Genomic DNA, 19195 nt, shown 5'->3' on the forward strand with positions numbered 1-19195 from the left:
GCCCGCTCCGTGACGGGTCTAGAAGAAGCCAGACACGTCGGTCACATGCTCCGGATCGGCGGAGGCCAGCGCGGCGGCACGCTCGGCCCGCGGCGGGTAGATCCAGACGGTGTTGATCTCCTGCTTGGTCTTCTTGGCGACGTCGCCGACCATCGTCACCTCGCGCTCCCAGCCCCGCGTGAACAGCGCGCCGGCGCCGCCGAGGTCGAGGCAGGTGACGTAACCCTTCTGATGGTAGGGCCTGGTCGGAACGCCGAGCAGCTCGGCGGCTGCATTGTTGCCGGCAAAGGCGCCCATTCGCGTCGCATGCTGGCACGACATCAGCGCGTAATTGCCGACATCGTCGCACGCGGCGCGCGCCGCATCGCCGGCGGCGAACACGCCGGGGATCCCCTGCACGCGCAGATCGCGGTCGACCAGCAGGCGGCCGAAATTGTCGCGCTCGGCGGGAATCTGCTGGGTCAGCGGCGCGGCGCGAATGCCGGCGGCCCAGACCACGGTCGCGGCCTCGATATGCTCGCCGTTCGAGAGCGTGACGCCGGACTTGCTCACCTCGGCGACGCCGGCGCCGAAGCGGCCCTCGACCCCGAGCTTGCGCATCGCGTCCTCGATGATCGGGCGCGGGCCCTCGCCCATATCGGGCGCGATGGCGGCGCCGCGATCGACGATGACGATGCGCGGCTTGGCATCCTTGCCGAGGATGGCGCGGAGCCGTGACGGCAACTCGGTGGCCGCCTCGATGCCGGTGAAGCCGCCGCCGGCAACGACGACCGTGTCGCGCGCCGTCGATTGCGGCAGTTTGGCAAGGCCGTGCAGATGCTTGTCGAGCGCGATCGCGTCCTCGAGGCTGTCGACGCTGAAGCCGTGCTCGGCAAGCCCAGGCACGTTGGGACGGAACAGCCGGCTGCCGGTCGCCACGATCAGGCGATCGTAGGGCAGCGTCTTGCGCGCATCCTTGGCGGTGACGATCTGCACGGTGCGGGCCTTGGTGTCGACCGCCTCGGCGCTGCCCTGCACATAGACCACATCGATCGCGTTGAAGACGTCGAGCAGCGGCGCGGTCAGGGTTTCCGGCTTCGGCTCGTAGAGCCGCGGGCGGACCACCAGCGTCGGCTGCGGCGCGACCAGCGCAATCTCGAGCTCCTCGGGCGAAGCGCCCTTGATCTCGCGCAGGCGGGCGGCGGACAGCGCGGCATACATACCGGCGAAGCCGGCACCAATGATGACGATTCGCATTTCAAGTCTCCTCTGGTTTGGTAGTCAGGCGCGCGCGCCGCCGCTGCCTGCCGCGGGCGGCAAGGCTTGTTGCGATCAACGACGCGAACAGGTGAATCGGGCTTCAGTCGCGCTATTGACGCGAGACGCAGCCGGTGACGAATGGCATGCGCGCGGGACGCTCGCATGCCGCAAGGCAACCTCGCGAACTCAGCGACGCGCCGCGGCGAAGGGCAGCCAGTTGCGCCGGACCCGGCAGCCAGTCCCCGGCGAGGATCGGCGTACCGTCATTGATCATGATCGACGTGATCGGATCGCTGCCCTGAACGGCCTTTGCCGGCGTGTCCGCTTCGTCACCGGCCGCCGACGTGAAGCGAACCGTCAGCGTGAGCCCGTACATGAGCGCAGTGGCGACGGCCCTGCGTCGCCGGGTGAGAGCAAGGGAGCTGCCTAAATCTTTCCAGATCATCGCGTGTCTCCGTCGTTGGCGTGGGCGCGATGATGGTCTAGCGAATTGGACGTGCCGCCGCCCCAGAGCGATTGCCGTACCTGCAGAGCGATTGCGGCTAGTGCACCTGCCGGCGCCGGCCGCCGGCATGCGGCGCAACGTCATCGGACCTCAATGCCCTTGAAATCATTTCGAAATCGCGTTGTCGTGATCGCTCCGCCAAGGCCGCTTACGATCGCGCCAGGAACTGGACGGCGCCGCGCCGATCTCTGATAATGCAGTACGACCATTTGGGACGACGATCGTGGGCTCCCGGGTCTGATAACACTGACGGAATTCATCGACATGGCACAGGCTGGCGTCTACGGACGGAGGCTCGGGCAACCCCTGCAATTGAAACATGCGCCCTCGCTGATCACGCGTTCGTTGCGCAGCGATGCGCTCGCGGTCACCGAAATTCGCAACGACAATCCGGTGCGCGATCTGTCCGGCTCGCTGCCTGCGGACGACGCCTATCTCGTCAGCCTCAAGTTTCGCGACTACGACGATTGCGAGTGCTGGGAAGACGGCCGCTGCATCACCAAGTCGAACATCCGCAGCGGCGCGACCTATCTGTACGATCTGAAGCGCGACCCGCGCTACGTGATCGACAAGCCGTTTCACTCCGTCTTCTTCTACCTGCCGCGCTCGGCGCTTGACGATATCGCGCGGCAGTCCCGCGCGCGGCGGATCGACGAGCTCGGCTACGAGCCCGGCATCGGCCACGACGACGGCGTCATCCGCCATCTCAGCGCCGTGCTGCTCGAGGCCTTGCGCCGGCCGGAGGAAGTCAACCAGCTGTTCGTCGATCATGTGATGCTCGCCTTCAGCGCCCATGTCGCCCGGACCTATGGCGGACTGCACAGCGTCACCGCGCCGGCCCGCGGCGGCCTTGCCGCATGGCAGGCCAGGCAGGCCTGCGAACGGCTCGAGGCCGACCTTCGCGGCAAGATCCCATTGAAGCAGATCGCGGCCGAGTTCGACCTGTCGGTCAGCCATTTTTCGCGTGCGTTTCGCGTCTCCACCGGCCTGCCGCCGCACCAATGGCTGCTGCAGCAGAGGGTGAAGGTCGCCAAGCAATTGATGGCGGTGATCGACCTGCCGCTGTCCGAGATTGCGATCGCGGCCGGCTTTGCCAACCAAAGCCATTTCACGCGGGTGTTTTCCGCCGCGGTCGGCATCAGCCCGGCGCTATGGCGCCGCGAGATGTATCGCGTGCCGAATATCGAGACCTGAGCCGCGCCCCGCGCGGCAAGGTGTCCCCCCCGGCAGTCACCAAATCGCGATTTGACAAATTTCCATAATTTGTCAAATTCGACAAATGGGACCGAAAACCCGCATTCTCGATGCGACCATGCTGGTGTTCCGCCGCCACGGCTTTCGCCGCTCCTCGATCGAGCAGGTGGCGGAAGCCGCCGGGCTGACGCGGCAGGCGCTGTATCATCATTTCGAATCGCGCGAAGCGCTGTTCCGCGCCGTGATCGAACGCGTGCATGAGGATGCGATTGCCGCCGAGCAGGCCGCGATCGGCAAGGCGGAGCAGGACGGCGGCACGCTTGCCGACATCCTCGTCGCCGGCATGACGGCGCGGATGCAGACGATGATCGCCTCGTTCGACGGCTCGCCGCATATCGAGGAGCTGTATTCCGAGCATCTGGCGCAGGCGCGCGACCTCTACCAGAAATATTCGGCCGTTTATGCCGAGCGTCTCGTCGCGACCGTCACGCGCACCGCGCAGAGGCTGCAGCTCGTGCTGCCGCAGGGCATGGCACCGGCCGAATTCGCCCGACTGGTCGAAATGGCCCTGCACGCATCGAAATCGCAGCACCCGGGGATGCAGCCGGTCGATGCGTTTCTGAAGGACATGGCGCTGATGGTGCGGGTGCTGTGCGCCGGCGCCGCGCCGAGGCAAAAGCCGTCCGCCCGCAAGGCGGCGGCGGAGCGAAGACCGTCACGGAGCAAGGCTGGAGGATCTCCATGAGCACGATGACCATCAACGGCCGCGTCGAAGCCCTGCCCGACGATCCCGACGCGCTGCTCATCGACGTCGTCCGCGACCAGCTCAGGCTCACCGGCACCAAGCTGGTCTGCGGCGCCGGTGTTTGCGGTGCCTGCACGGTGCTGGTCGACGGCGCGCCGGTCGCAAGCTGCCTGATGCCGGCGCAGGCCGCCGCCGGCAAATCGGTGACGTCGGTGGAGGGCATCGGCGCGGCAAGCCTGCATGCGGTGCAGAAGGCGTTCATGGCACACGACGCGCTGCAATGCGGCTTCTGCACGCCCGGCTTCATCGTCGAAGCCGCCGCGTTCTGCGACCGCTGGCGCGCGACCAAGGGCACGGCGGTGCCGTCGCGCGAGGAGATCGGCGCGGCGTTGTCGGGCCATCTCTGCCGCTGCGGCGCCTATGACGGGATTTTTCGCGCGGTGGCGGATGCCTGCGCCGGCCGGTTCGACGGCAACGACGTGGCCGCGCCGCGCATCGAGGCCCGCGACAAGGTGACGGGCGCGGCCAAATACACCGTCGATATCAGGCACGACGGCCAGCTCGAGGGCGTGATCCTGCGCTCGCGCGAGGCGCATGCCCGCATTACCGCGCTCGATCTGGCGCCGGCGCGCGCACTGTCCGGCGTCGCCGCCGTGGCGTTGCTCGCCGACGACCGCGTCGTGCGCTATGTCGGCGAGCCGATTGCCGCGGTCGCCGCCAAGGACCGCAAAAGCGCGCTGGCCGCGCTCGCCGCGATCAACGTGACTTATGAGCGCCTGCCCGCGGTGATCGGGCTCGACGCCGGACGCAAGGATGACGCGCCTGTGGTGTTCGACAAAGCGAGCCGCAAGCGCGCAGGCAACGTCTCGGAAGCTGGCGGCGGGCCGGCGCCGTGGAAGCAGAACGTGCGCGGGCCGACCGCGGCGTTCTCGCAGCGCGCCGGCAAGGTGCGCAGCTGGGTCAACGAGGCGCGCCAGGCCGGCAGCCCGCTGCTCGTGGAAGCAACCTTTCGCACCGGCACGCAGCAGCACACCTGCCTCGAGCCGCACGCCGCGGTGGCGCGTTTCGTCGGCGACCGGCTCACCGTGCACGCCTCGTCGCAGTGGGTGTTTCATCTCAAGGAGCAAATCGCAAAGCGCTTCAAGCTCGACCACGACAAGGTCCGCGTCATCGCCGATCATGTCGGCGGCGGCTTCGGCTCGAAGTCGAGCATGGGCGTGGAGACGATCGCCGCGATCGAACTCGCGCGCGCGGCGAAGGCGCCGGTCCGGGTCGCCTACGACCGGCACGAGGAGCTCTCGGTCGCCGGCTATCGGCCGGCCGCGGAGGTGAAGGTCGCGCTGCTGCCCTCCGAGCAGGGCAGCTTGAAGGCGCTGTCCGTCACCGCGCATGCCGATACGGGCGCCGCCATCAATTCGACGATCGCCGGCCTGGCGCGGCTGATCTATCCGGCCGAAGCCAAGGCGCTCTCGGATTTCGACGTCATCAGCAATCTGCCGCCCGGGTCCGCCTTCCGCGGCCCCGGCGGTCCGCCGATGGCTTTTGCGGTGGAGCAGGCGGTCGACGAGGCCGCGCGGCGGCTCAAGGTAGACCCGATTGCGCTGCGCAAGCGCTGGGATCCCGATCCCAACCGGCAACGGCTGTATGACTGGGCGGCCGGGCTCGACGTCTGGCGCAACCGCAAGGCGGGCCAGAGCGGCCGCTATCGCCGCGGCGTCGGGGTCGCGACCGGCTACTGGCTCTATCTCTGGCAGCCCAAGGTGAAGGTCGAGGTCGCGGTGAGAGGCGGCCGCATCATCGCCAGCACCGCGACGCAGGATATCGGCACCGGCACCCGCAGCGTGATCGCCGACGCGGTCGCGCGCGAATTCGATCTCGAGCCTCATGAGATCGAGGTCCGCATCGGCGATTCGTCGCTGCCGGAAGGGCCCGGCTCCGGCGGCAGCCGCGTCACCGCCTCGGTGCTGCCGCCGACGCTGCTCGCGATCCGGAAGCTGAAGGCCGCGATCCTCGATCAGGCGACGCGCAAGCCGGCGCCCGGCTCGAACGCGCCGTGGCGCGAGCTGATCGCGCGCTCGGCGGACATCGCCGTGACGGAGACCCGCGGCGAGGATGGCAAGAACACCGCGCCCGGCGTCCGCTCGCCGCTGCGCGACGCCGGCTTCATCGGCATCATCTTCGGCTGGATGATGCGCCGCTTCTCCAACATCGTGGTCGGCGCCGGCGTGCCGAGCTCGGTGCAGGTGATCGAGGTCGAGGTCGACACCTGGCTCGGCCACGTCCGCGTGCTCAACGTGCACACCGGCCTTGCGGTCGGCAAGGTCGCGGCTCCCGCGCTGGCGCACAGCCAGGCCTGCGGCTCGGTGATCCAGGGCCTGGGCTACGCCCTCTACGAGGCGCGCGAGCTCGATCCGATCAGCGGCGACGTGCTGACGGCCGGGATGGAGGATTATCGCATCCCGGGGATTTCAGACACGCCGGAGATCAACGTGCATTTCGACGAGGCCGGCTTCGACCATGTGCTCGGCAACAGCGTCGGCATCGGCGAGGTCGCCACGGTGCCGACGTCGCCCGCGGTGGCGAACGCGATTCACGACGCGATCGGCGTCCGCCTCACCGAAATTCCGATCCGGCCCGACCGCATCATTGCCGCGCTGAAAGGGAGGACCGCCGCATGAGTGCTGCAGCCGCAGCTACAATCACGGCGCCGGAATTCCGTGCCGCCGGCACCGATCTGTCGGAACGCCGCCGCAGCGGCGTGTCGCGCGGGCCGATCGTCGATCTCGCCGCCACTCCCGATACGATCGGGATCACCTGGGCCGCCGACGGCGCGGCGCGGATCGGCGCGCTGACCTCGATCGCGGCGATCGCCTCCGATGCGCGGATCGCGCAGGCCTATCCCGGCATCGCCGCGGCCGCGCAGGGCCTTGCGACGCCGCAGATCCGGCAGCTGGCGACGCTCGGCGGCAACCTCGCGCAGCGCTCGCGCTGCTGGTATTTCCGCAATCCGCAGATCGGCTGTCTCAAGAAGGGCGGCACCGACTGTCCGGCGCGAACGGGCAACCATCTCTATCACGTCGCGTTCGACCTCGGCCCTTGCGTCGCGCCGCATCCGTCGACGATGGCGATGGCGCTGTTGGCCTATGACGCGAGGATCACCACCGACCGGCGCAGCGGGCTGTCGATCACCGACCTGCTCGGCGACGGCAGTAATGGCACCGCCGACAATTTGCTTGGATCAGGCGAACGGATCCAGCGCATCGAGCTCGCTGCGCCGCTCGCCGGCGAGCGCGCGCTCTACAAGCGCGCCATCAGCCGCACCCATGCGGAATGGCCGCTGGTGGAGGTCTGCGTGCGGGCCGTGATCTCAGGCGGCACGTTCGAGCAGGTCGATATCGCCGCCGGCGGCATCGCCCCGGTGCCGCTGCGACTGGCGGCATGCGAGGCGGCGCTGAAAGGAAAGCCCACCGATGCCGAAACCGTCGCGCGGGCCGCCGAACTTGCGACGTCGGGCGCAAAGCCGCTGCCGATGACCGGATACAAGCTCGACCTGCTCAAGGGCTTGGTGCGCGACGTGGTCGAGCGGCTTGCGGGCTAGGTCGGATGGGATGAGCCTGTAGCGGCATCGGAAGTACCACCTCTCCCTTGGGAGAGGTCGATTTGCGCAGCAAATCGGGTGAGGGGTCATGGTCTATCGAGTGAGCAAGGCCCTCACCCGGATTGCACCTGACGATGCTTCGCATCGCCGAGCGCAATCCGACCTCTCCCCGACGGGGAGAGGTGAACCGAGATCCCGTCCCGCCGCATACTCATCCCGCTCGAGGCTCAGCGCGCCCGGGTCAGCGCAAGCCAGATGCCGCCGCCGATCATGAAGCCGCCGGAGATCCGCGACATCAGCCGGGTGCGCTCCTTGGAGAAGAATTTGCGGGCGCGGCCGGCCAGCAAGGCATAGAGCCCGTCACTCATCACCGCCGTCACCATGAAGGTGATGCCGAGCAGCGCCACCTGCGGGACGTGCGGCTTCTCCATATCCATGAACTGCGGGATGAAGGCGCCGAAGAACACCAGCACCTTCGGGTTCGACAGCAGCACCAGAAAGCCCTGCAGGAAGAAGCCGCCGCGCGGCGGCGCCAGTGGTTCGTCGGTGCTGACGCCCTCGACCGGCGCACGGATCAGCTTGTAGCCGAGCCAGACCAGATAAGCGGCGCCGGCAAAGCGTACCCAGTCGAACCAATATCCCATGGTCGCCATCAGCGAGGTCAGGCCGACCGCGACGATGCCGATCACGATCGCCAGCCCGGCCTGGGCGCCGAGCACATTGATCATTGCAGCGCGCGTGCCGTAGCGCAGGCCGTTGGCGATGACCATGGTGACGATCGGACCGGGCAGCAGCGCCAGCGCAACGCAGGCGGCAACGAAGGCGAGATAGGCTTGCAGGGACATAAGAGGACTCTTTTGTTCGTTGCCGACATTATGCATGGGGCGGAGGCGGAGGGAAGCGGCGCGCTTCCCCTTCTCCCCGCGTGCGGGGAGAAGGTCGGGATGAGGGGGGCTCTCCGCACGTCTGGTGCGGATGGTGAGACCAGTACCCCCTTACGCGGATCGCGCCGGACGATGCTACGCATCGCCGGGGGCGATCCGACCTCCCCCCGCGAGCGGGGAGAGGTGAAGAAGGAGCGTTGCGCTCAGCGCGCGATCTGCTCCCTCTCCCCGTCCTTCACGGGGAGAGGGTTGGGGTGAGGGGCTCTCTCCACCAGGCGGTGCGGGTTAATAGACCTGTACCCCCTCACCCGGATCGCATCTTGCGATGCGATCCGACCTCTCCCCGCAAGCGGGGAGAGGTGAAGCGGCATCAGTTCAGCGGCCGTCCATTGCGGCAATCATCCATTGCTTCAAGCTGGCGGATTCCAGCAACGCCAACACCGCGCGCTGCACATGCGCCGCATCGCCGCTGCCCTGGGCCGCAACTGCCATCAGATCGCAACGATGCGACACTGCGATGCCGATCGCGGTTCGCTTGCCGCCGGGCATGTCGAGGTCATAGGCTCTGATGCGGCCGGGCATCTCCGCGACCCGCACGACATCGCCCGCCCGCAGTGGCGCGAAGCGCGGGGTGATCATGTCGACGTCGGCGACGCGATCGACCTCGTCGTCATCGGCAACGCCGGTATCGCAGTTGCAGAAGCCGAGCTTGGGCCGGAGGTACACCTCGATATCGGCGCCGCACGCGGCGGCGCCGCAGCGGTAGGCGCGGCCGGCGGGCCAGCCGTCGCGCGGGAACGGCCAGGCGATCTCGCGCCATGCACCGCCGCGCGGAGACGCCATCTCGTAGCCGGCCACGGCCGAGAGGCCGCCGAGCGCCAGAAACATCGCTGCGATGACCGGCCATGCGCGCATCACGGCCTCACGGCAGGCCGGCGATCGCGCGCGCAGCGCCGGTCAGTTCGAGAATGTGCAGGCCGGTGTTGGCGCGGTCGACCGCGTAGATGTAGCCGCGCTCGTCGGTCTCGACATTGTTGGTCTGGATCGCGACCTTGCAGCCGTCCTTGCCGTCGATGGTGACGCAGCGCTTGTCGGTCGCCGCCGTGATCGACGGAATGAAATAGCCGACCTCCTTCGGGTGGTAGGGATCGCGGATGTCGAGCGCGCGGACGCCGGCGTTGAAGAAGGCGATGAAGGCGAGCTTCTTGTAATAGACCGGCGCCATGCTCTCGTTCGACGAATGCGAGCCGAACCGGCCGCCGCGCTCGCAAAAATTGCCGCTGGCTTCCGGCACCGTGTAGCTCGAGATCAGCATCGGCCGCGCCTCGGTGGTGACGTCGGCGAACCACACCATCTGCCGCGCCTCGCCGCACTCGTTCTGGATCGCCTCGTCGACGATCATCACGATGTCGCGGGTCTTGCCGTCCTTGTCGTGGGCGAATTCGGCGATCGGCATGCCCGGCATCGGAAACACCGTGTGCGCGCCATTCAGCCCCGACAGCGGCATCCGCGCGATCTCCGGGAGTTTCAGATTGTCCGGCGTCGGCTCCTTCGGCCCGTTCAGCAGCTTGTCGCGATCGACGATCTGCAGGAAGCCGCCCTTGTTGGTGCCGTAGCCGAAATAGACGCGGTTGCCTTTCGGCCCGGTCGAGATCGGCCCGTGCAACTCGGTCGGCACCGCGCCGGTCGAGCCCGGCTCCTGTCCCGGCAAGCCGAAATCGCGGATCTTCCTTGGCTGCACGGGATCGCTGAGATCATAGATCTGCGTCATCCGCCGCGTGCGCCAGTCGGGTGCGCCCGACACCAGGTACGCAATTCCGGTATCGCATTCCCAAAAACTCTTGTGCGTGTCCTTCAGGCCTTCGCCGATCCTGGTGACGAGAACCGGATTGGCGGGGTCAGCGACATTCCAGATCTCATGCCCTTGAGAGCCGACGGCGCGCAGCATGTAGACCGCGTTGCGGTCGCCCTTCGGCAGATCCTTGCCGTCGCAGATCCGCACCATCTGCGCGCCGCCGGATTCATATTTGCCTTCCTGTCCCGGAATGTGCCGCAGATACTTCGGATGCGCGGGATCGGTGACGTCGACGATCGAGGTGCCGTTCGGTTCCGCCTTGCCGGTCATCGGATTGACCGGATCGGGAATGTCGTCGGTGCCGCCGTGATGACCGATATAGGCGATCCACCTGTCGCCCTGGTGATGAATGGTCGGCTGATACGCGCTGCGCGCCTGCAGGTCGCTGGTTCCAACCAGCCTCATGTTGGAGGCTTCGGGCGGGTCGCCGATCTTTTGTTGCTGGGCATTCGCGCCACCTGCGAACAGAACAAGCAAAACCGTGCAGCAAGCTGCCGTAACGCGACCACCCATCCGCATCACCCCGTGTTCCCGCGCCAATCTGCGTTGGCTGCCGGTGACATAGCACGCCGAAATCAGCGCCCAAACACACGCTCTTGACATGCAACCATTTGGTTGCCTATTATCCGACCCATGGATGAAGTCTTCAAAGCACTCGCGGATGCCTCGCGGCGGACGCTGCTCGACCGGCTTCATGATCAGAACGGGCAGACGCTCGGCGAGCTCTGCGACGGCCTCGACATGACGCGCCAGGCCGTCACCAAGCACCTTGTGATTCTCGAAGAGGCCAACCTCGTCACCACGATCAGACATGGCCGCGAGAAGCTGCACTACCTCAACCCGGTTCCGATCCATCAGATCGGCGAGCGGTGGATCAGAAAATTCGAGCGCGGGAAACTTGCCGCGCTCAGCGAATTGAAACGACAACTGGAGAAGCGTGATGAGTAAGCCGGACTACGTCTACGTCACCTACATCGAGGCCACCGCCGAGAAGCTGTGGCACGCGCTGACATCGGGCGATTTCACCGAACGCTACTGGTTCGGTTACCGCGCCACATCGGACTGGAAGGTCGGCTCACCGTTTCGCCTCGTCAAGGACGGCCGCAGCGCCGTCGAGGGTGAGGTGCTGACCGTGGAGCCGCCGAACAGGCTCGCTTACAGCTGGGACGTCGTGAAGGACGGCGCCGCGCGCGAGCAGACCTCTCGCGTCACCTTCGACATCGAGCCGCGCGGCCGCGTCGTCAAGCTGACCGTGACGCACGACAACCTCGGTCCGAAGACGCTGCGCGACATCTCCGGCGGCTGGCCGATGGTGATCGCAAGCCTGAAGAGTTTCCTCGAGACCGGACGCGAGCTGCCGGCCGATCTGCCCGCGAGCGGCGCCAGGGAGGCCAGCCATGCCTAAGCCCGAATTCGTCTATGTCACCTACATCGAGACCACGGCGGAAAAGCTGTGGGACGCGCTGACCCGAAGCGAGTTCACGCGGCAATACTGGTTCGACACCGAGCTCAAGTCCGACTGGAAGGTCGGCTCATCGCTCGCGCTGGTGATGAGCGGAACGATCACCGACACCGGCGAAATTCTCGAGGCCGACCGGCCGCGCCGGCTGTCCTACACATTCAAGCACGAGGCCGATCCCGAGATGCGCAAGGAGCCGGCGACCAAGGTCGTCTTCACGCTCGAGCCGCATGGCAAGATCGTCAAGCTGATCGTGACGCATGAGGGTTTTGGCGTCGGCAGCAAGCTGCTCGACGGCATCTCCAAGGGCTGGCCTGCGATCCTGTCCGGGCTCAAGAGCCTGCTCGAGACCGGCAGGGCGGCTGCGATTCCGCTCGCGGCGCTCGGGATTGAGGGCGCCGAATGACAATGAAGATCTATCGAAGGATACGCCTGGACATGAACATCGAGAAATTCAAACCGGCGATCGTCTACACGATCTACATCGCCGCCACGCCGCAGAAGGTGTGGCAGGCGCTGACCGAGGCCGAATTCAGCCGGCAGTATTTCTCCGGCCATGCGGTCGAAGTCGACCTTCGGATCGGCGGCGCCTACATCGTGCGCACACCGGACGGTGCGCTGCATATCTCCGGCGAGGTGATCGAATGCGATCCGTTGAAGCGGCTGACCGTCACCTTCAACGTCAACTGGCCGCAGTTGGTCGAGAAGCTCGGGCCGACGCTCGTCACTTACGAGATCGAGCCGGCCGGCGACGGCGTCAAGCTGACGCTGCTGCAGTCGCATGACCGCCCGATCAGCGACGACATCCTGTCTGGCGGCCGCACCGGCTGGCCGGCGATCCTCTCCAGCCTGAAGAGCCTCCTGGAGTCCGGCAAGGCCATGGTGATCCCGATGCAGCCCCCGGCACGCATGATGGCCGCGCTGAAGGAATTGGGGATCGCGCTGCCGTCGTGAAGCTTGCGACGCAAGTCGTCCCAAACTCCGCCGTCGTCCCGGCCTAGTGCGCAATTGCGCACGGGGGCCGGGACCCATAATCACAAACGCGAAGCTGTGTTCCCACCCATAACTGTCATCGCCCGGCCTGTGCGCAATTGCGCACATGGACCGGGCGATCCAGTACGCCGCGGCCTATCGGCTCACGCACTGCTGTCTCTGGAATACTGGATCACCCGCATGCGCGGGTGATGACACCGATTTGTTTGGCACGCGATGCGACACCACACTCACGGTCGTGGAGAAACGACCACCCGATCACGATACGAGCAGCAGCGCGACAATCAGATTGGCCACGAACAGCGTCGCATCGATGACGAAAATCCGAAGCATCGGGCCCTTCAGCACCGGCCAGTAGGCGACCCCGACGCGGCCGCCGCGCAGCAGGACGGGCAGGTTGTAGACGAACTGGCTCAAATGACACGCGGCGAAGAACAGGAACAACGCGAGCTGCGCGTCGGTCGCCTGAAAGAAGGGCGGCCGTGCCAATAGGCAATATAGCGACAGCAACCCGATCGGCAGATTGATGCCGCCGAGAAACGCGACGCTGGCCGACAAGGTCGGCGCAATCGGATTCCCACGCTCTTCTCGCGGAACCAGTATCTTCAGCGTATTGCCTTGCGCGATGCTGAACTGGACGAAGGCGGCGCAGAACCAGAGCGCGTTGAGGAGCAGGATGAAATCCAAAAATCGCATCGGCTATTTTCCGTAGAAGGCTTCGCTGCGCACCACACGGCCGGCACCGTCGAAGTCCATGAACTCGCTGGCGCGTGTCTCGCCGAGTTGCCACCACACCGTCAGGCGCGCGATGGTCTCGTCCCAGCTCCAATTCAGGATCTTGAGGTCTGCGCTTTCGAGGCTTCCGTAGGCCTGGCGCCAATAGGCGCGGATGTTCTCGGCCCCCGCGACCACCGGAGAATCCGTCAGGTTGAGCGCCAACGGGCTGCGCATCTCCGCGTCGTCGGCAAAGTGCGCGACGACGGTGTCGATATCGACCTTGCACCAGCTTGCGCACCACGCCGCGACAAAGCGTCCGGCGGCCGCCCGATCCATGATCTGTTCGCCCATGCCATCGCCCTCCCCGGCATCACCGCGGAGCACACTGGCATGGTCAAATCCTGACGTCAACCATGTTGACGTGAGACGACTAGTTGTTGTCGGCGATGGCTTCCATGACTTTCATCCACGCCGCGGCGCCGGGTGCGCCGGCGCGATCGAACGCCTCACGGAGCACCTTGCGCTCGTAGCCCGACGCGCGCTGTTCGATGCGTTGCCCGGCCTCGGTCAGGCGCAGCAATTTGGAACGATGCTGCTCGGGCGAGCGCTTCGACGCCAGCAGCTTGCGCTCCAGCAACAGACCAAGCGGCCGGTTCAAGGCTTGCTTGGAAATCCCGAGCACCTCGATCAGCGCGCCGATCGAGATGTCGGGCCGCCGCGCAACGACGTAGAGAATGCGATGGTGCGGGCGCGACAGGCCGAGCGTGGCGAGATACCGGTCCGCCTCTAGCGTCATCCCGCGCCAGCCGTAATACATCAGCTCCAGCGCCGCATCGAGGTCGTGGAGTTTTTTGAGCGAGGCGCGGTGCAGGCCCGGGGCCTGAGAGGCGGTTTTTTGCATGTGCGTATCGTGTCGAACCTGCCGGAGATAATCTAGCCCAACGCCCGCAGCTCGCGCCGCAGCACCTTGCCGGTCGCCGTCATCGGCAAGGTCTCGGCGAACTGCACGAAGCGCGGGTATTCGTGGGCGGCGAGCTGCACCTTGACGAACTCCTGAATTTCGCGGGCAAGCGTATCGCTCGGCGCGTAGCCCGGGCGCAGCACGATCCAGGCCTTGATCGATTCGGTCCGGATCGGATCGGGGATGCCGACGACGGCGGACATCGCGACCGCCGGATGCTTCATCAAGGTGTGCTCGATCTCGGACGGGCCGACGCGATAGCCGGCCGTGGTGATGACGTCATCCTCGCGGCTGACGTACCAGAAATAGCCGTCGGCATCCTGCACGCCGAGATCGCCGGTAAGCAGGAATTCCCCGGCATATTTCTTCGCGGTCGCGTCGGGATTGCGCCAGTATTCGATCATGGTGCAGGGGCATGGCTGGCGCACGCCGATGATGCCGCGCTCGCCGCGCGGCAATTCCTCACCCTTGTCGTTGACGATGCGGACGTCGAAGCCCGGCGTGGCACGGCCCATCGCGCCCGGGCGGATCGGAAACAGGTTGGAGTTGCTGCCGATCACCAGATTGCATTCGGTCTGGCCGAACACCTCATGGGCATCGATGCCGAAAGTGTCGCGCACCCAGCCCAACAATTCACCGCCGAGCGACTCGCCGCCGGTGAAGATGCTGCGCAGCTTCACGCCCGGATTTTCCACATTGGCCTGGCGCATCAATTTGAGCGCGGTCGGCGGCAGGAACACGTTGCGGATGCCGAGCTCGGCCATCATCTGCATCGCCGCCTGCGGCTCGAATTTGCGCGCGCGATGTCCGACCATCGGAATGCCGTGATACCAGAACGCGAACAAGCCGTTGATCAGGCCGCCGATCCAGGCCCAGTCGGCCGGCGTCCACATCAGATCGCCCGGCCGCGGCAGGAAGTTGTGACACATCTCGACATTGGGCAGATGGCCAAGCACCACGCGGTGCGCGTGCAGCGCGCCCTTGGGATTTCCTGTCGTGCCCGAGGTGTAGATGATCAGCGCCGGATCGTCGGCCGAGGTGTCGACGGTCGCAAACTCGGGCGATGCCGATCGGATCGCACCCCAGAATGATGTCGTGCCGGCCGGCACCTTCTCGCCGAGGATGTAGACGCGCTTCAGCTCGGGCAGGCGATCGCGGATCTTTGCCAGCTTCTCCCAGCCGGCTGCGTCGGTGACGACGGCCTTGGCGGCGGAATTCGACAGGCGGAATTCGAGTGCGTCCTCGCCGAACAGCGCAAACAGCGGGATCGAGATCATGCCCGCGCGGTAGGCTGCAAAATGCGCGACCGGCAGTTCGAGCGATTGCGACAGGAACACCGCGACGCGGTCGCCGCGAACGATGCCGTCGGCCGCAAGCACATTGGCGAAGCGGCGCGAGGCGTCCGCGACCTCGTCGAACGAGGTGCGCGTGATGCCGCCGTCCTCGTCGACATAGATCAGCGCGAGCCGGCCGGTGCCATCGGCATGACGGTCGCAGCAGGCGGTCGCGATGTTGAAGCGGTCCGGAATCTCCCAGCGGAAGTTGCGGTAGAGCTCGTCGTAGGTAGCGGCTTCCTTGAGCATGGCGCGCGTCGCTTCCGTCCCTCGTCATGGCCGGGCATGACCCGGCCATCCACATCCTTGATTGGACGCCAGTCTAAAGACGTGGATGCCCGGGACAAGCCCGGGCATGACGAAGAAACTTATAGCCCGGATGCAGCGAAGCGTAATCCGGGGACCTCACCAAGCGGATGGACCTACCCGGATTGCGCTTCGCTGCATCCGGGCTACGAAGTCAGATCAGGCCGATAGCGCCGCCTTCACCAGGCCGCTGGCCTTGCCGAAATCCATCTGGCCGGCGTATTTGGCCTTGAGCGCCCCGATCACCTTGCCCATGTCCTTGATGCCGGCGGCGCCGGTCTCGGCAACGATGGCCGAGATCGCGGCCTTCACTTCGTCGTCGGACATCTGCTTCGGCAGATAGGCCGAGATCACTGCGATCTCCTCGCGCTCCTGGGCGGCGAGCTCGGCGCGGCCGCCCTTGTCGTAGAGCTCGACGGATTCCTGGCGCTGCTTGATCATCTTCTGCAACAGGCCGAGCAGATCGGCGTCGGAGAGCGGCGGCTTGCCCTGCCCGCGCGCGTCGATGTCGGCGTTCTTGATGGTCGAATTGACCATGCGCAGCGTGGAGAGCTTGCGCTCGTCCTTCGCCTTCATCGCGTCCTTGACCGCATTATTGATGTCGTCGCGCAGCATCCTGATGTCCTTGAACCGGTAATCCCCTCATGTAGGCAGTTTGCCGCGTGAGAACAACTAGTTCCGCAACCATTCAACCAGCGCGTCGGCGCAGGCCTTCGGCTGTTCCAACTGCGGCAGGTGACCGCAATTGGACAGCACCACGAGCTTCGCGCCGGGAATGCCGTTGGCCATCTCGTCCGACAGCACATTCGGCACGGTGTTATCGGTATCCGACGTCAGCACCAGGGTCGGGCACTTGATCCAGGCCATGCTCGGCCGCGAATCCGGCCGGCTCAGCACCGCGGTCTGCTGGCGGGCAAAAGCCTCCGCGCCGACGTCCTCGCTCATATCGTCGACGATCTGGCGCAGACTTGCGTCGCTCTGCCGCGACGGGTGCACGAAGCCCGGATACAACTCGTCGACCACGCTGCGGTACTGGCTGGTTTTGGCGCGCTCGATCATGCCGCGGCGGCGCGCCGTCGCCTCCGGCGTGTCGGCCCGCGCCTGGGTGCTCATCAGCGCCAGTTTGGCGACCCGGTCCGGCGCCTGGCGCATGATCTCGAAGGCGATGTAGCCGCCCATCGAGTGGCCGGCGAGCGCAAAGCGCGGCGGCGCCTCGGCCAGGATGCGGCGGGCGATCGCCCCCATATTGTCGTCGCGGACGTGGTTGGCGACCGTCACCGGCCCGAACCGCCACAGCGCGGGGATCACGGGGGCAAAAATCCGCGGCGAGCAGATGACGCCAGGGACCAGCAGGATCGGCATTGTGTTGTCCATGGACGCTCCGGACCCGGTCATTTTCGGCAAGCAAACCGCCTGCAAAGGGAACTTTAGATTAAAAGGCCGATCCGGCCTGTCAAATCGGCCGGCATTGCCGTGTGAATCCGCGCCCTTTCGCTTTGACGCCACAGGGTGCGGCGGCTATTTAAAGCGCTCATGACAACATCCGAAAATGCTCCCGCCTGGCCGGACCACAAACCGACCGCGCTCCTTGTGCTCGCCGATGGCACCGTGCTGGAAGGCTTCGGCCTCGGCGCCGAAGGCCACGCCGTCGGCGAGGTCTGCTTCAACACTGCGATGACCGGCTATGAGGAGATCCTGACCGATCCGTCCTATGCCGGCCAGATCATCACCTTCACCTTCCCGCATATCGGCAATGTCGGCACCAACGAGGACGACATCGAGACGGTGAACATGGCCGCGACGCCGGGCGCGCGCGGCGTGATCCTGCGTTCGGCGATCACGGATCCCTCGAACTACCGCGCCACCCGCCATCTCGACCAGTGGCTGCGGGCCCGCGGCATCATCGGCCTGTCCGGCATCGACACCCGCGCGCTGACGGCGCTGATCCGCTCCAAGGGCATGCCCAACGCGGTGATCGCGCATGCCAAGAGCGGCGCGTTCGACCTGCACGGGCTGAAGGAAGAGGCGCGCGAATGGCCCGGCCTCGAGGGCATGGACCTGGTGCCGATGGTGACCTCCGGCCAGCGCTTCACCTGGGACGAGACGCCCTGGGTGTGGGGCAAGGGTTTTGGGCAGCAGACCGCGCCGGAATTCAACGTGGTCGCGATCGACTACGGCATCAAGCGCAACATCCTGCGCCTGCTCGCCGGCGTCGGCGCCAAGGTGACCGTGGTGCCGGCAACCACCTCGGCCGAGGACATCCTGGCGATGAAGCCGGACGGCGTCTTCCTGTCGAACGGCCCCGGCGATCCGGCCGCGACCGGCAAATATGCCGTGCCGGTGATCCAGCAGGTGATCGATTCCGGCACACCGACCTTCGGCATCTGCCTCGGCCACCAGATGCTCGGCCTCGCCGTCGGCGCCAAAACCATGAAGATGCATCAGGGCCATCACGGCGCCAATCATCCGGTCAAGGACGAGACCACCGGCAAGGTCGAGATCACCTCGATGAACCACGGCTTTGCGGTCGACCAGGCGACGCTACCTTCCGGCGCGACGCAGACCCACGTCTCGCTGTTCGACGGCTCCAATTGCGGCATCGCGCTCGAGGGCCGGCCGGTGTTCTCGGTGCAGTACCACCCCGAAGCCTCCCCCGGCCCGCGCGACTCGCACTATCTGTTCCAGCGTTTTGCCGACCTGATGCGGCAGAAGAAGAGCGCGGCGTAGCTCCCTCGTCATTGCGACGAGCGAAACGACGAAGCAAACCATCGTTCCGCAAATGCGGAGAGATGGATTGCTTCGCTCCGCTCGCAATGACAGAGACCTTTGCAGATGACCGACAGCTCCGCCCCGAAGGTCGAATACGGCGTCGCCTCGCTGGCGGTGATGGCCTCGATGTCTGGGCTCGACTTCGTGCGCGGCATCTTTGCCCGCACGCTGCCGGAGCCGCCGATCATGGAGAATGTCGAGCCGTTCGACTGCAGCGCCGAAACCGGCCATGTGGTGATCCACAGCGTACCTAGCCTGCGCCACTACAACCCGATCGGCTCGGTTCATGGCGGCTATGCCGCGATCCTCTTGGATTCCGCGATGGGGCTTGCGGTGCAGAGCACGCTGCCGCAGGGCTTTGGCTACACCACGCTGGAGTTCAAGATCTCGTTCGTCCGCGGCATGAGCAAGGACACCGGCACCATCCGCACCGAGGGCAAGGTGCTCAACGCCGGCCGCCGCGTCGCAACCGCCGAGGCCCGCATCACTGACGCCAAGGGCAAGCTGGTGGCGCACGCGACCACGACCTGCCTGGTGTTCGAACTGCCGAAAACCTGAGACCATCACGTCCGCGCGCATTGGAGGCATGACGCCGTGCGCTGGATCAGCGCCGGCGTTGTGTGGTTGACTTTCGCT

At 66.1% G+C, this 19195-nt stretch carries 21 protein-coding genes; 10 read left to right on the forward strand and 11 right to left on the reverse strand.

Going from position 1 to position 19195, the window contains the following annotated elements:
* Positions 1 to 18: 18 nt before the first annotated feature.
* Together CI41S_RS12130 and CI41S_RS12135 are read right to left on the reverse strand one after the other, a co-directional pair.
* Complete coding sequence (locus tag CI41S_RS12130) at positions 19 to 1236, reverse strand: NAD(P)/FAD-dependent oxidoreductase (RefSeq protein ID WP_139859160.1); 1218 nt, start codon at positions 1234 to 1236, stop codon at positions 19 to 21.
* A gap of 112 nt (positions 1237 to 1348) precedes the next feature.
* Positions 1349 to 1684: a hypothetical protein gene (locus CI41S_RS12135; protein WP_139859161.1), complete on the reverse strand. Its 336-nt coding sequence runs from the start codon at positions 1682 to 1684 to the stop codon at positions 1349 to 1351.
* A gap of 324 nt (positions 1685 to 2008) precedes the next feature.
* On the opposite strand from CI41S_RS12135, the gene CI41S_RS12140 reads away from it, so the two are divergent.
* From CI41S_RS12140 to CI41S_RS12155, 4 genes are all read left to right on the forward strand, one after another.
* Positions 2009 to 2938, forward strand: coding sequence for an AraC family transcriptional regulator (locus CI41S_RS12140; protein ID WP_139859163.1), 930 nt, complete (start codon positions 2009 to 2011; stop codon positions 2936 to 2938).
* 85 nt (positions 2939 to 3023) lie between these two features.
* Positions 3024 to 3683 (forward strand): TetR/AcrR family transcriptional regulator, encoded by a 660-nt coding sequence (locus CI41S_RS12145; RefSeq protein WP_139859166.1) that lies wholly within the window; start codon positions 3024 to 3026, stop codon positions 3681 to 3683.
* Positions 3680 to 6361: a molybdopterin-dependent oxidoreductase gene (locus CI41S_RS12150; RefSeq protein ID WP_139859168.1), complete on the forward strand. Its 2682-nt coding sequence runs from the start codon at positions 3680 to 3682 to the stop codon at positions 6359 to 6361. Before CI41S_RS12145 ends, CI41S_RS12150 begins: the two co-directional genes overlap by 4 nt.
* A complete protein-coding gene (locus CI41S_RS12155; protein WP_139859170.1) occupies positions 6358 to 7281 on the forward strand; it encodes an FAD binding domain-containing protein in 924 nt (307 codons plus the stop codon). The genes CI41S_RS12150 and CI41S_RS12155 overlap by 4 nt, the downstream gene beginning before the upstream one ends.
* 227 nt (positions 7282 to 7508) lie before the next feature.
* Here CI41S_RS12155 and CI41S_RS12160 read toward each other — a convergent pair whose 3' ends face one another.
* The 3 genes from CI41S_RS12160 to CI41S_RS12170 all read right to left on the reverse strand — a co-directional run bounded on the left by CI41S_RS12160 (position 7509) and on the right by CI41S_RS12170 (position 10533).
* Entirely contained in the window at positions 7509 to 8126 is a 618-nt protein-coding gene (locus CI41S_RS12160; RefSeq protein ID WP_139859172.1) for a LysE family translocator, read from the reverse strand.
* Positions 8127 to 8540: 414 nt separating this feature from the next.
* Positions 8541 to 9080, reverse strand: coding sequence for a hypothetical protein (locus CI41S_RS12165; protein ID WP_172628006.1), 540 nt, complete (start codon positions 9078 to 9080; stop codon positions 8541 to 8543).
* A 7-nt stretch (positions 9081 to 9087) separates the two neighbouring features.
* Positions 9088 to 10533: an LVIVD repeat-containing protein gene (locus CI41S_RS12170; protein WP_139859175.1), complete on the reverse strand. Its 1446-nt coding sequence runs from the start codon at positions 10531 to 10533 to the stop codon at positions 9088 to 9090.
* A gap of 120 nt (positions 10534 to 10653) precedes the next feature.
* On the opposite strand from CI41S_RS12170, the gene CI41S_RS12175 reads away from it, so the two are divergent.
* From CI41S_RS12175 to CI41S_RS12190, 4 genes are read left to right on the forward strand one after another with little or no spacing between them, the layout of a single operon-like run.
* Positions 10654 to 10968, forward strand: a complete 315-nt coding sequence (locus CI41S_RS12175; protein ID WP_028333124.1) for an ArsR/SmtB family transcription factor — start codon at positions 10654 to 10656, stop codon at positions 10966 to 10968.
* Positions 10961 to 11425: an SRPBCC family protein gene (locus tag CI41S_RS12180; protein WP_139859177.1), complete on the forward strand. Its 465-nt coding sequence runs from the start codon at positions 10961 to 10963 to the stop codon at positions 11423 to 11425. The genes CI41S_RS12175 and CI41S_RS12180 overlap by 8 nt, the downstream gene beginning before the upstream one ends.
* A complete protein-coding gene (locus CI41S_RS12185; RefSeq protein WP_139859179.1) occupies positions 11418 to 11885 on the forward strand; it encodes an SRPBCC family protein in 468 nt (155 codons plus the stop codon). Before CI41S_RS12180 ends, CI41S_RS12185 begins: the two co-directional genes overlap by 8 nt.
* Positions 11886 to 11917: 32 nt before the next feature.
* Positions 11918 to 12433 (forward strand): SRPBCC family protein, encoded by a 516-nt coding sequence (locus CI41S_RS12190; RefSeq protein WP_139859181.1) that lies wholly within the window; start codon positions 11918 to 11920, stop codon positions 12431 to 12433.
* A 297-nt stretch (positions 12434 to 12730) separates the two neighbouring features.
* Here the strand turns inward: CI41S_RS12190 and CI41S_RS12195 are convergent, their stop codons facing one another.
* From CI41S_RS12195 to CI41S_RS12220, 6 genes are all read right to left on the reverse strand, one after another.
* Positions 12731 to 13168, reverse strand: a complete 438-nt coding sequence (locus tag CI41S_RS12195; RefSeq protein ID WP_139859183.1) for a hypothetical protein — start codon at positions 13166 to 13168, stop codon at positions 12731 to 12733.
* Positions 13169 to 13171: 3 nt separating this feature from the next.
* Positions 13172 to 13540 (reverse strand): nuclear transport factor 2 family protein, encoded by a 369-nt coding sequence (locus CI41S_RS12200; RefSeq protein ID WP_139859185.1) that lies wholly within the window; start codon positions 13538 to 13540, stop codon positions 13172 to 13174.
* Between the two features lie 79 nt (positions 13541 to 13619).
* Complete coding sequence (locus CI41S_RS12205) at positions 13620 to 14090, reverse strand: MarR family winged helix-turn-helix transcriptional regulator (RefSeq protein WP_139480996.1); 471 nt, start codon at positions 14088 to 14090, stop codon at positions 13620 to 13622.
* Between the two features lie 32 nt (positions 14091 to 14122).
* Positions 14123 to 15733: an acyl-CoA synthetase gene (locus CI41S_RS12210; protein ID WP_139859187.1), complete on the reverse strand. Its 1611-nt coding sequence runs from the start codon at positions 15731 to 15733 to the stop codon at positions 14123 to 14125.
* A 216-nt stretch (positions 15734 to 15949) separates the two neighbouring features.
* The gene (locus CI41S_RS12215; RefSeq protein ID WP_139859190.1) at positions 15950 to 16405 is read right to left on the reverse strand and encodes a GatB/YqeY domain-containing protein; all 456 of its coding nucleotides are present in this window, start codon (positions 16403 to 16405) and stop codon (positions 15950 to 15952) included.
* Between the two features lie 57 nt (positions 16406 to 16462).
* Positions 16463 to 17164 (reverse strand): alpha/beta fold hydrolase, encoded by a 702-nt coding sequence (locus CI41S_RS12220; RefSeq protein ID WP_139859192.1) that lies wholly within the window; start codon positions 17162 to 17164, stop codon positions 16463 to 16465.
* Positions 17165 to 17323: 159 nt separating this feature from the next.
* Here CI41S_RS12220 and carA point away from each other — a divergent pair, with 159 nt between their 5' ends.
* Together carA and CI41S_RS12230 are read left to right on the forward strand one after the other, a co-directional pair.
* Positions 17324 to 18517: a glutamine-hydrolyzing carbamoyl-phosphate synthase small subunit gene (gene carA / locus CI41S_RS12225; RefSeq protein WP_139859194.1), complete on the forward strand. Its 1194-nt coding sequence runs from the start codon at positions 17324 to 17326 to the stop codon at positions 18515 to 18517.
* A gap of 105 nt (positions 18518 to 18622) precedes the next feature.
* The gene (locus CI41S_RS12230) at positions 18623 to 19117 is read left to right on the forward strand and encodes a PaaI family thioesterase (RefSeq protein ID WP_139859196.1); all 495 of its coding nucleotides are present in this window, start codon (positions 18623 to 18625) and stop codon (positions 19115 to 19117) included.
* Positions 19118 to 19195 lie beyond the last annotated feature (78 nt).

The sequence above is a fragment of the Bradyrhizobium ivorense genome (assembly GCF_900696085.1).
Taxonomy (GTDB): Bacteria; Pseudomonadota; Alphaproteobacteria; order Rhizobiales; family Xanthobacteraceae; genus Bradyrhizobium; species Bradyrhizobium ivorense.

What these genes read in the sequence shown, in the direction of transcription:
- CI41S_RS12210 (WP_139859187.1), bottom strand. Translation starts at nt 15,733, where the DNA reads ATGCTCAAGGAAGCCGCTACCTACGACGAGCTCTACCGCAACTTCCGC.
- CI41S_RS12175 (WP_028333124.1), top strand. Translation starts at nt 10,654, where the DNA reads ATGGATGAAGTCTTCAAAGCACTCGCGGATGCCTCGCGGCGGACGCTG.
- CI41S_RS12155 (WP_139859170.1), top strand. Translation starts at nt 6,358, where the DNA reads ATGAGTGCTGCAGCCGCAGCTACAATCACGGCGCCGGAATTCCGTGCC.
- CI41S_RS12165 (WP_172628006.1), bottom strand. Translation starts at nt 9,080, where the DNA reads ATGCGCGCATGGCCGGTCATCGCAGCGATGTTTCTGGCGCTCGGCGGC.
- CI41S_RS12145 (WP_139859166.1), top strand. Translation starts at nt 3,024, where the DNA reads ATGGGACCGAAAACCCGCATTCTCGATGCGACCATGCTGGTGTTCCGC.
- CI41S_RS12200 (WP_139859185.1), bottom strand. Translation starts at nt 13,540, where the DNA reads ATGGGCGAACAGATCATGGATCGGGCGGCCGCCGGACGCTTTGTCGCG.
- CI41S_RS12205 (WP_139480996.1), bottom strand. Translation starts at nt 14,090, where the DNA reads ATGCAAAAAACCGCCTCTCAGGCCCCGGGCCTGCACCGCGCCTCGCTC.
- CI41S_RS12190 (WP_139859181.1), top strand. Translation starts at nt 11,918, where the DNA reads ATGAACATCGAGAAATTCAAACCGGCGATCGTCTACACGATCTACATC.
- CI41S_RS12140 (WP_139859163.1), top strand. Translation starts at nt 2,009, where the DNA reads ATGGCACAGGCTGGCGTCTACGGACGGAGGCTCGGGCAACCCCTGCAA.
- CI41S_RS12195 (WP_139859183.1), bottom strand. Translation starts at nt 13,168, where the DNA reads ATGCGATTTTTGGATTTCATCCTGCTCCTCAACGCGCTCTGGTTCTGC.
- carA (WP_139859194.1), top strand. Translation starts at nt 17,324, where the DNA reads ATGACAACATCCGAAAATGCTCCCGCCTGGCCGGACCACAAACCGACC.
- CI41S_RS12180 (WP_139859177.1), top strand. Translation starts at nt 10,961, where the DNA reads ATGAGTAAGCCGGACTACGTCTACGTCACCTACATCGAGGCCACCGCC.
- CI41S_RS12230 (WP_139859196.1), top strand. Translation starts at nt 18,623, where the DNA reads ATGACCGACAGCTCCGCCCCGAAGGTCGAATACGGCGTCGCCTCGCTG.
- CI41S_RS12130 (WP_139859160.1), bottom strand. Translation starts at nt 1,236, where the DNA reads ATGCGAATCGTCATCATTGGTGCCGGCTTCGCCGGTATGTATGCCGCG.
- CI41S_RS12215 (WP_139859190.1), bottom strand. Translation starts at nt 16,405, where the DNA reads ATGCTGCGCGACGACATCAATAATGCGGTCAAGGACGCGATGAAGGCG.
- CI41S_RS12170 (WP_139859175.1), bottom strand. Translation starts at nt 10,533, where the DNA reads ATGGGTGGTCGCGTTACGGCAGCTTGCTGCACGGTTTTGCTTGTTCTG.
- CI41S_RS12185 (WP_139859179.1), top strand. Translation starts at nt 11,418, where the DNA reads ATGCCTAAGCCCGAATTCGTCTATGTCACCTACATCGAGACCACGGCG.
- CI41S_RS12150 (WP_139859168.1), top strand. Translation starts at nt 3,680, where the DNA reads ATGAGCACGATGACCATCAACGGCCGCGTCGAAGCCCTGCCCGACGAT.
- CI41S_RS12135 (WP_139859161.1), bottom strand. Translation starts at nt 1,684, where the DNA reads ATGATCTGGAAAGATTTAGGCAGCTCCCTTGCTCTCACCCGGCGACGC.
- CI41S_RS12160 (WP_139859172.1), bottom strand. Translation starts at nt 8,126, where the DNA reads ATGTCCCTGCAAGCCTATCTCGCCTTCGTTGCCGCCTGCGTTGCGCTG.
- CI41S_RS12220 (WP_139859192.1), bottom strand. Translation starts at nt 17,164, where the DNA reads ATGGACAACACAATGCCGATCCTGCTGGTCCCTGGCGTCATCTGCTCG.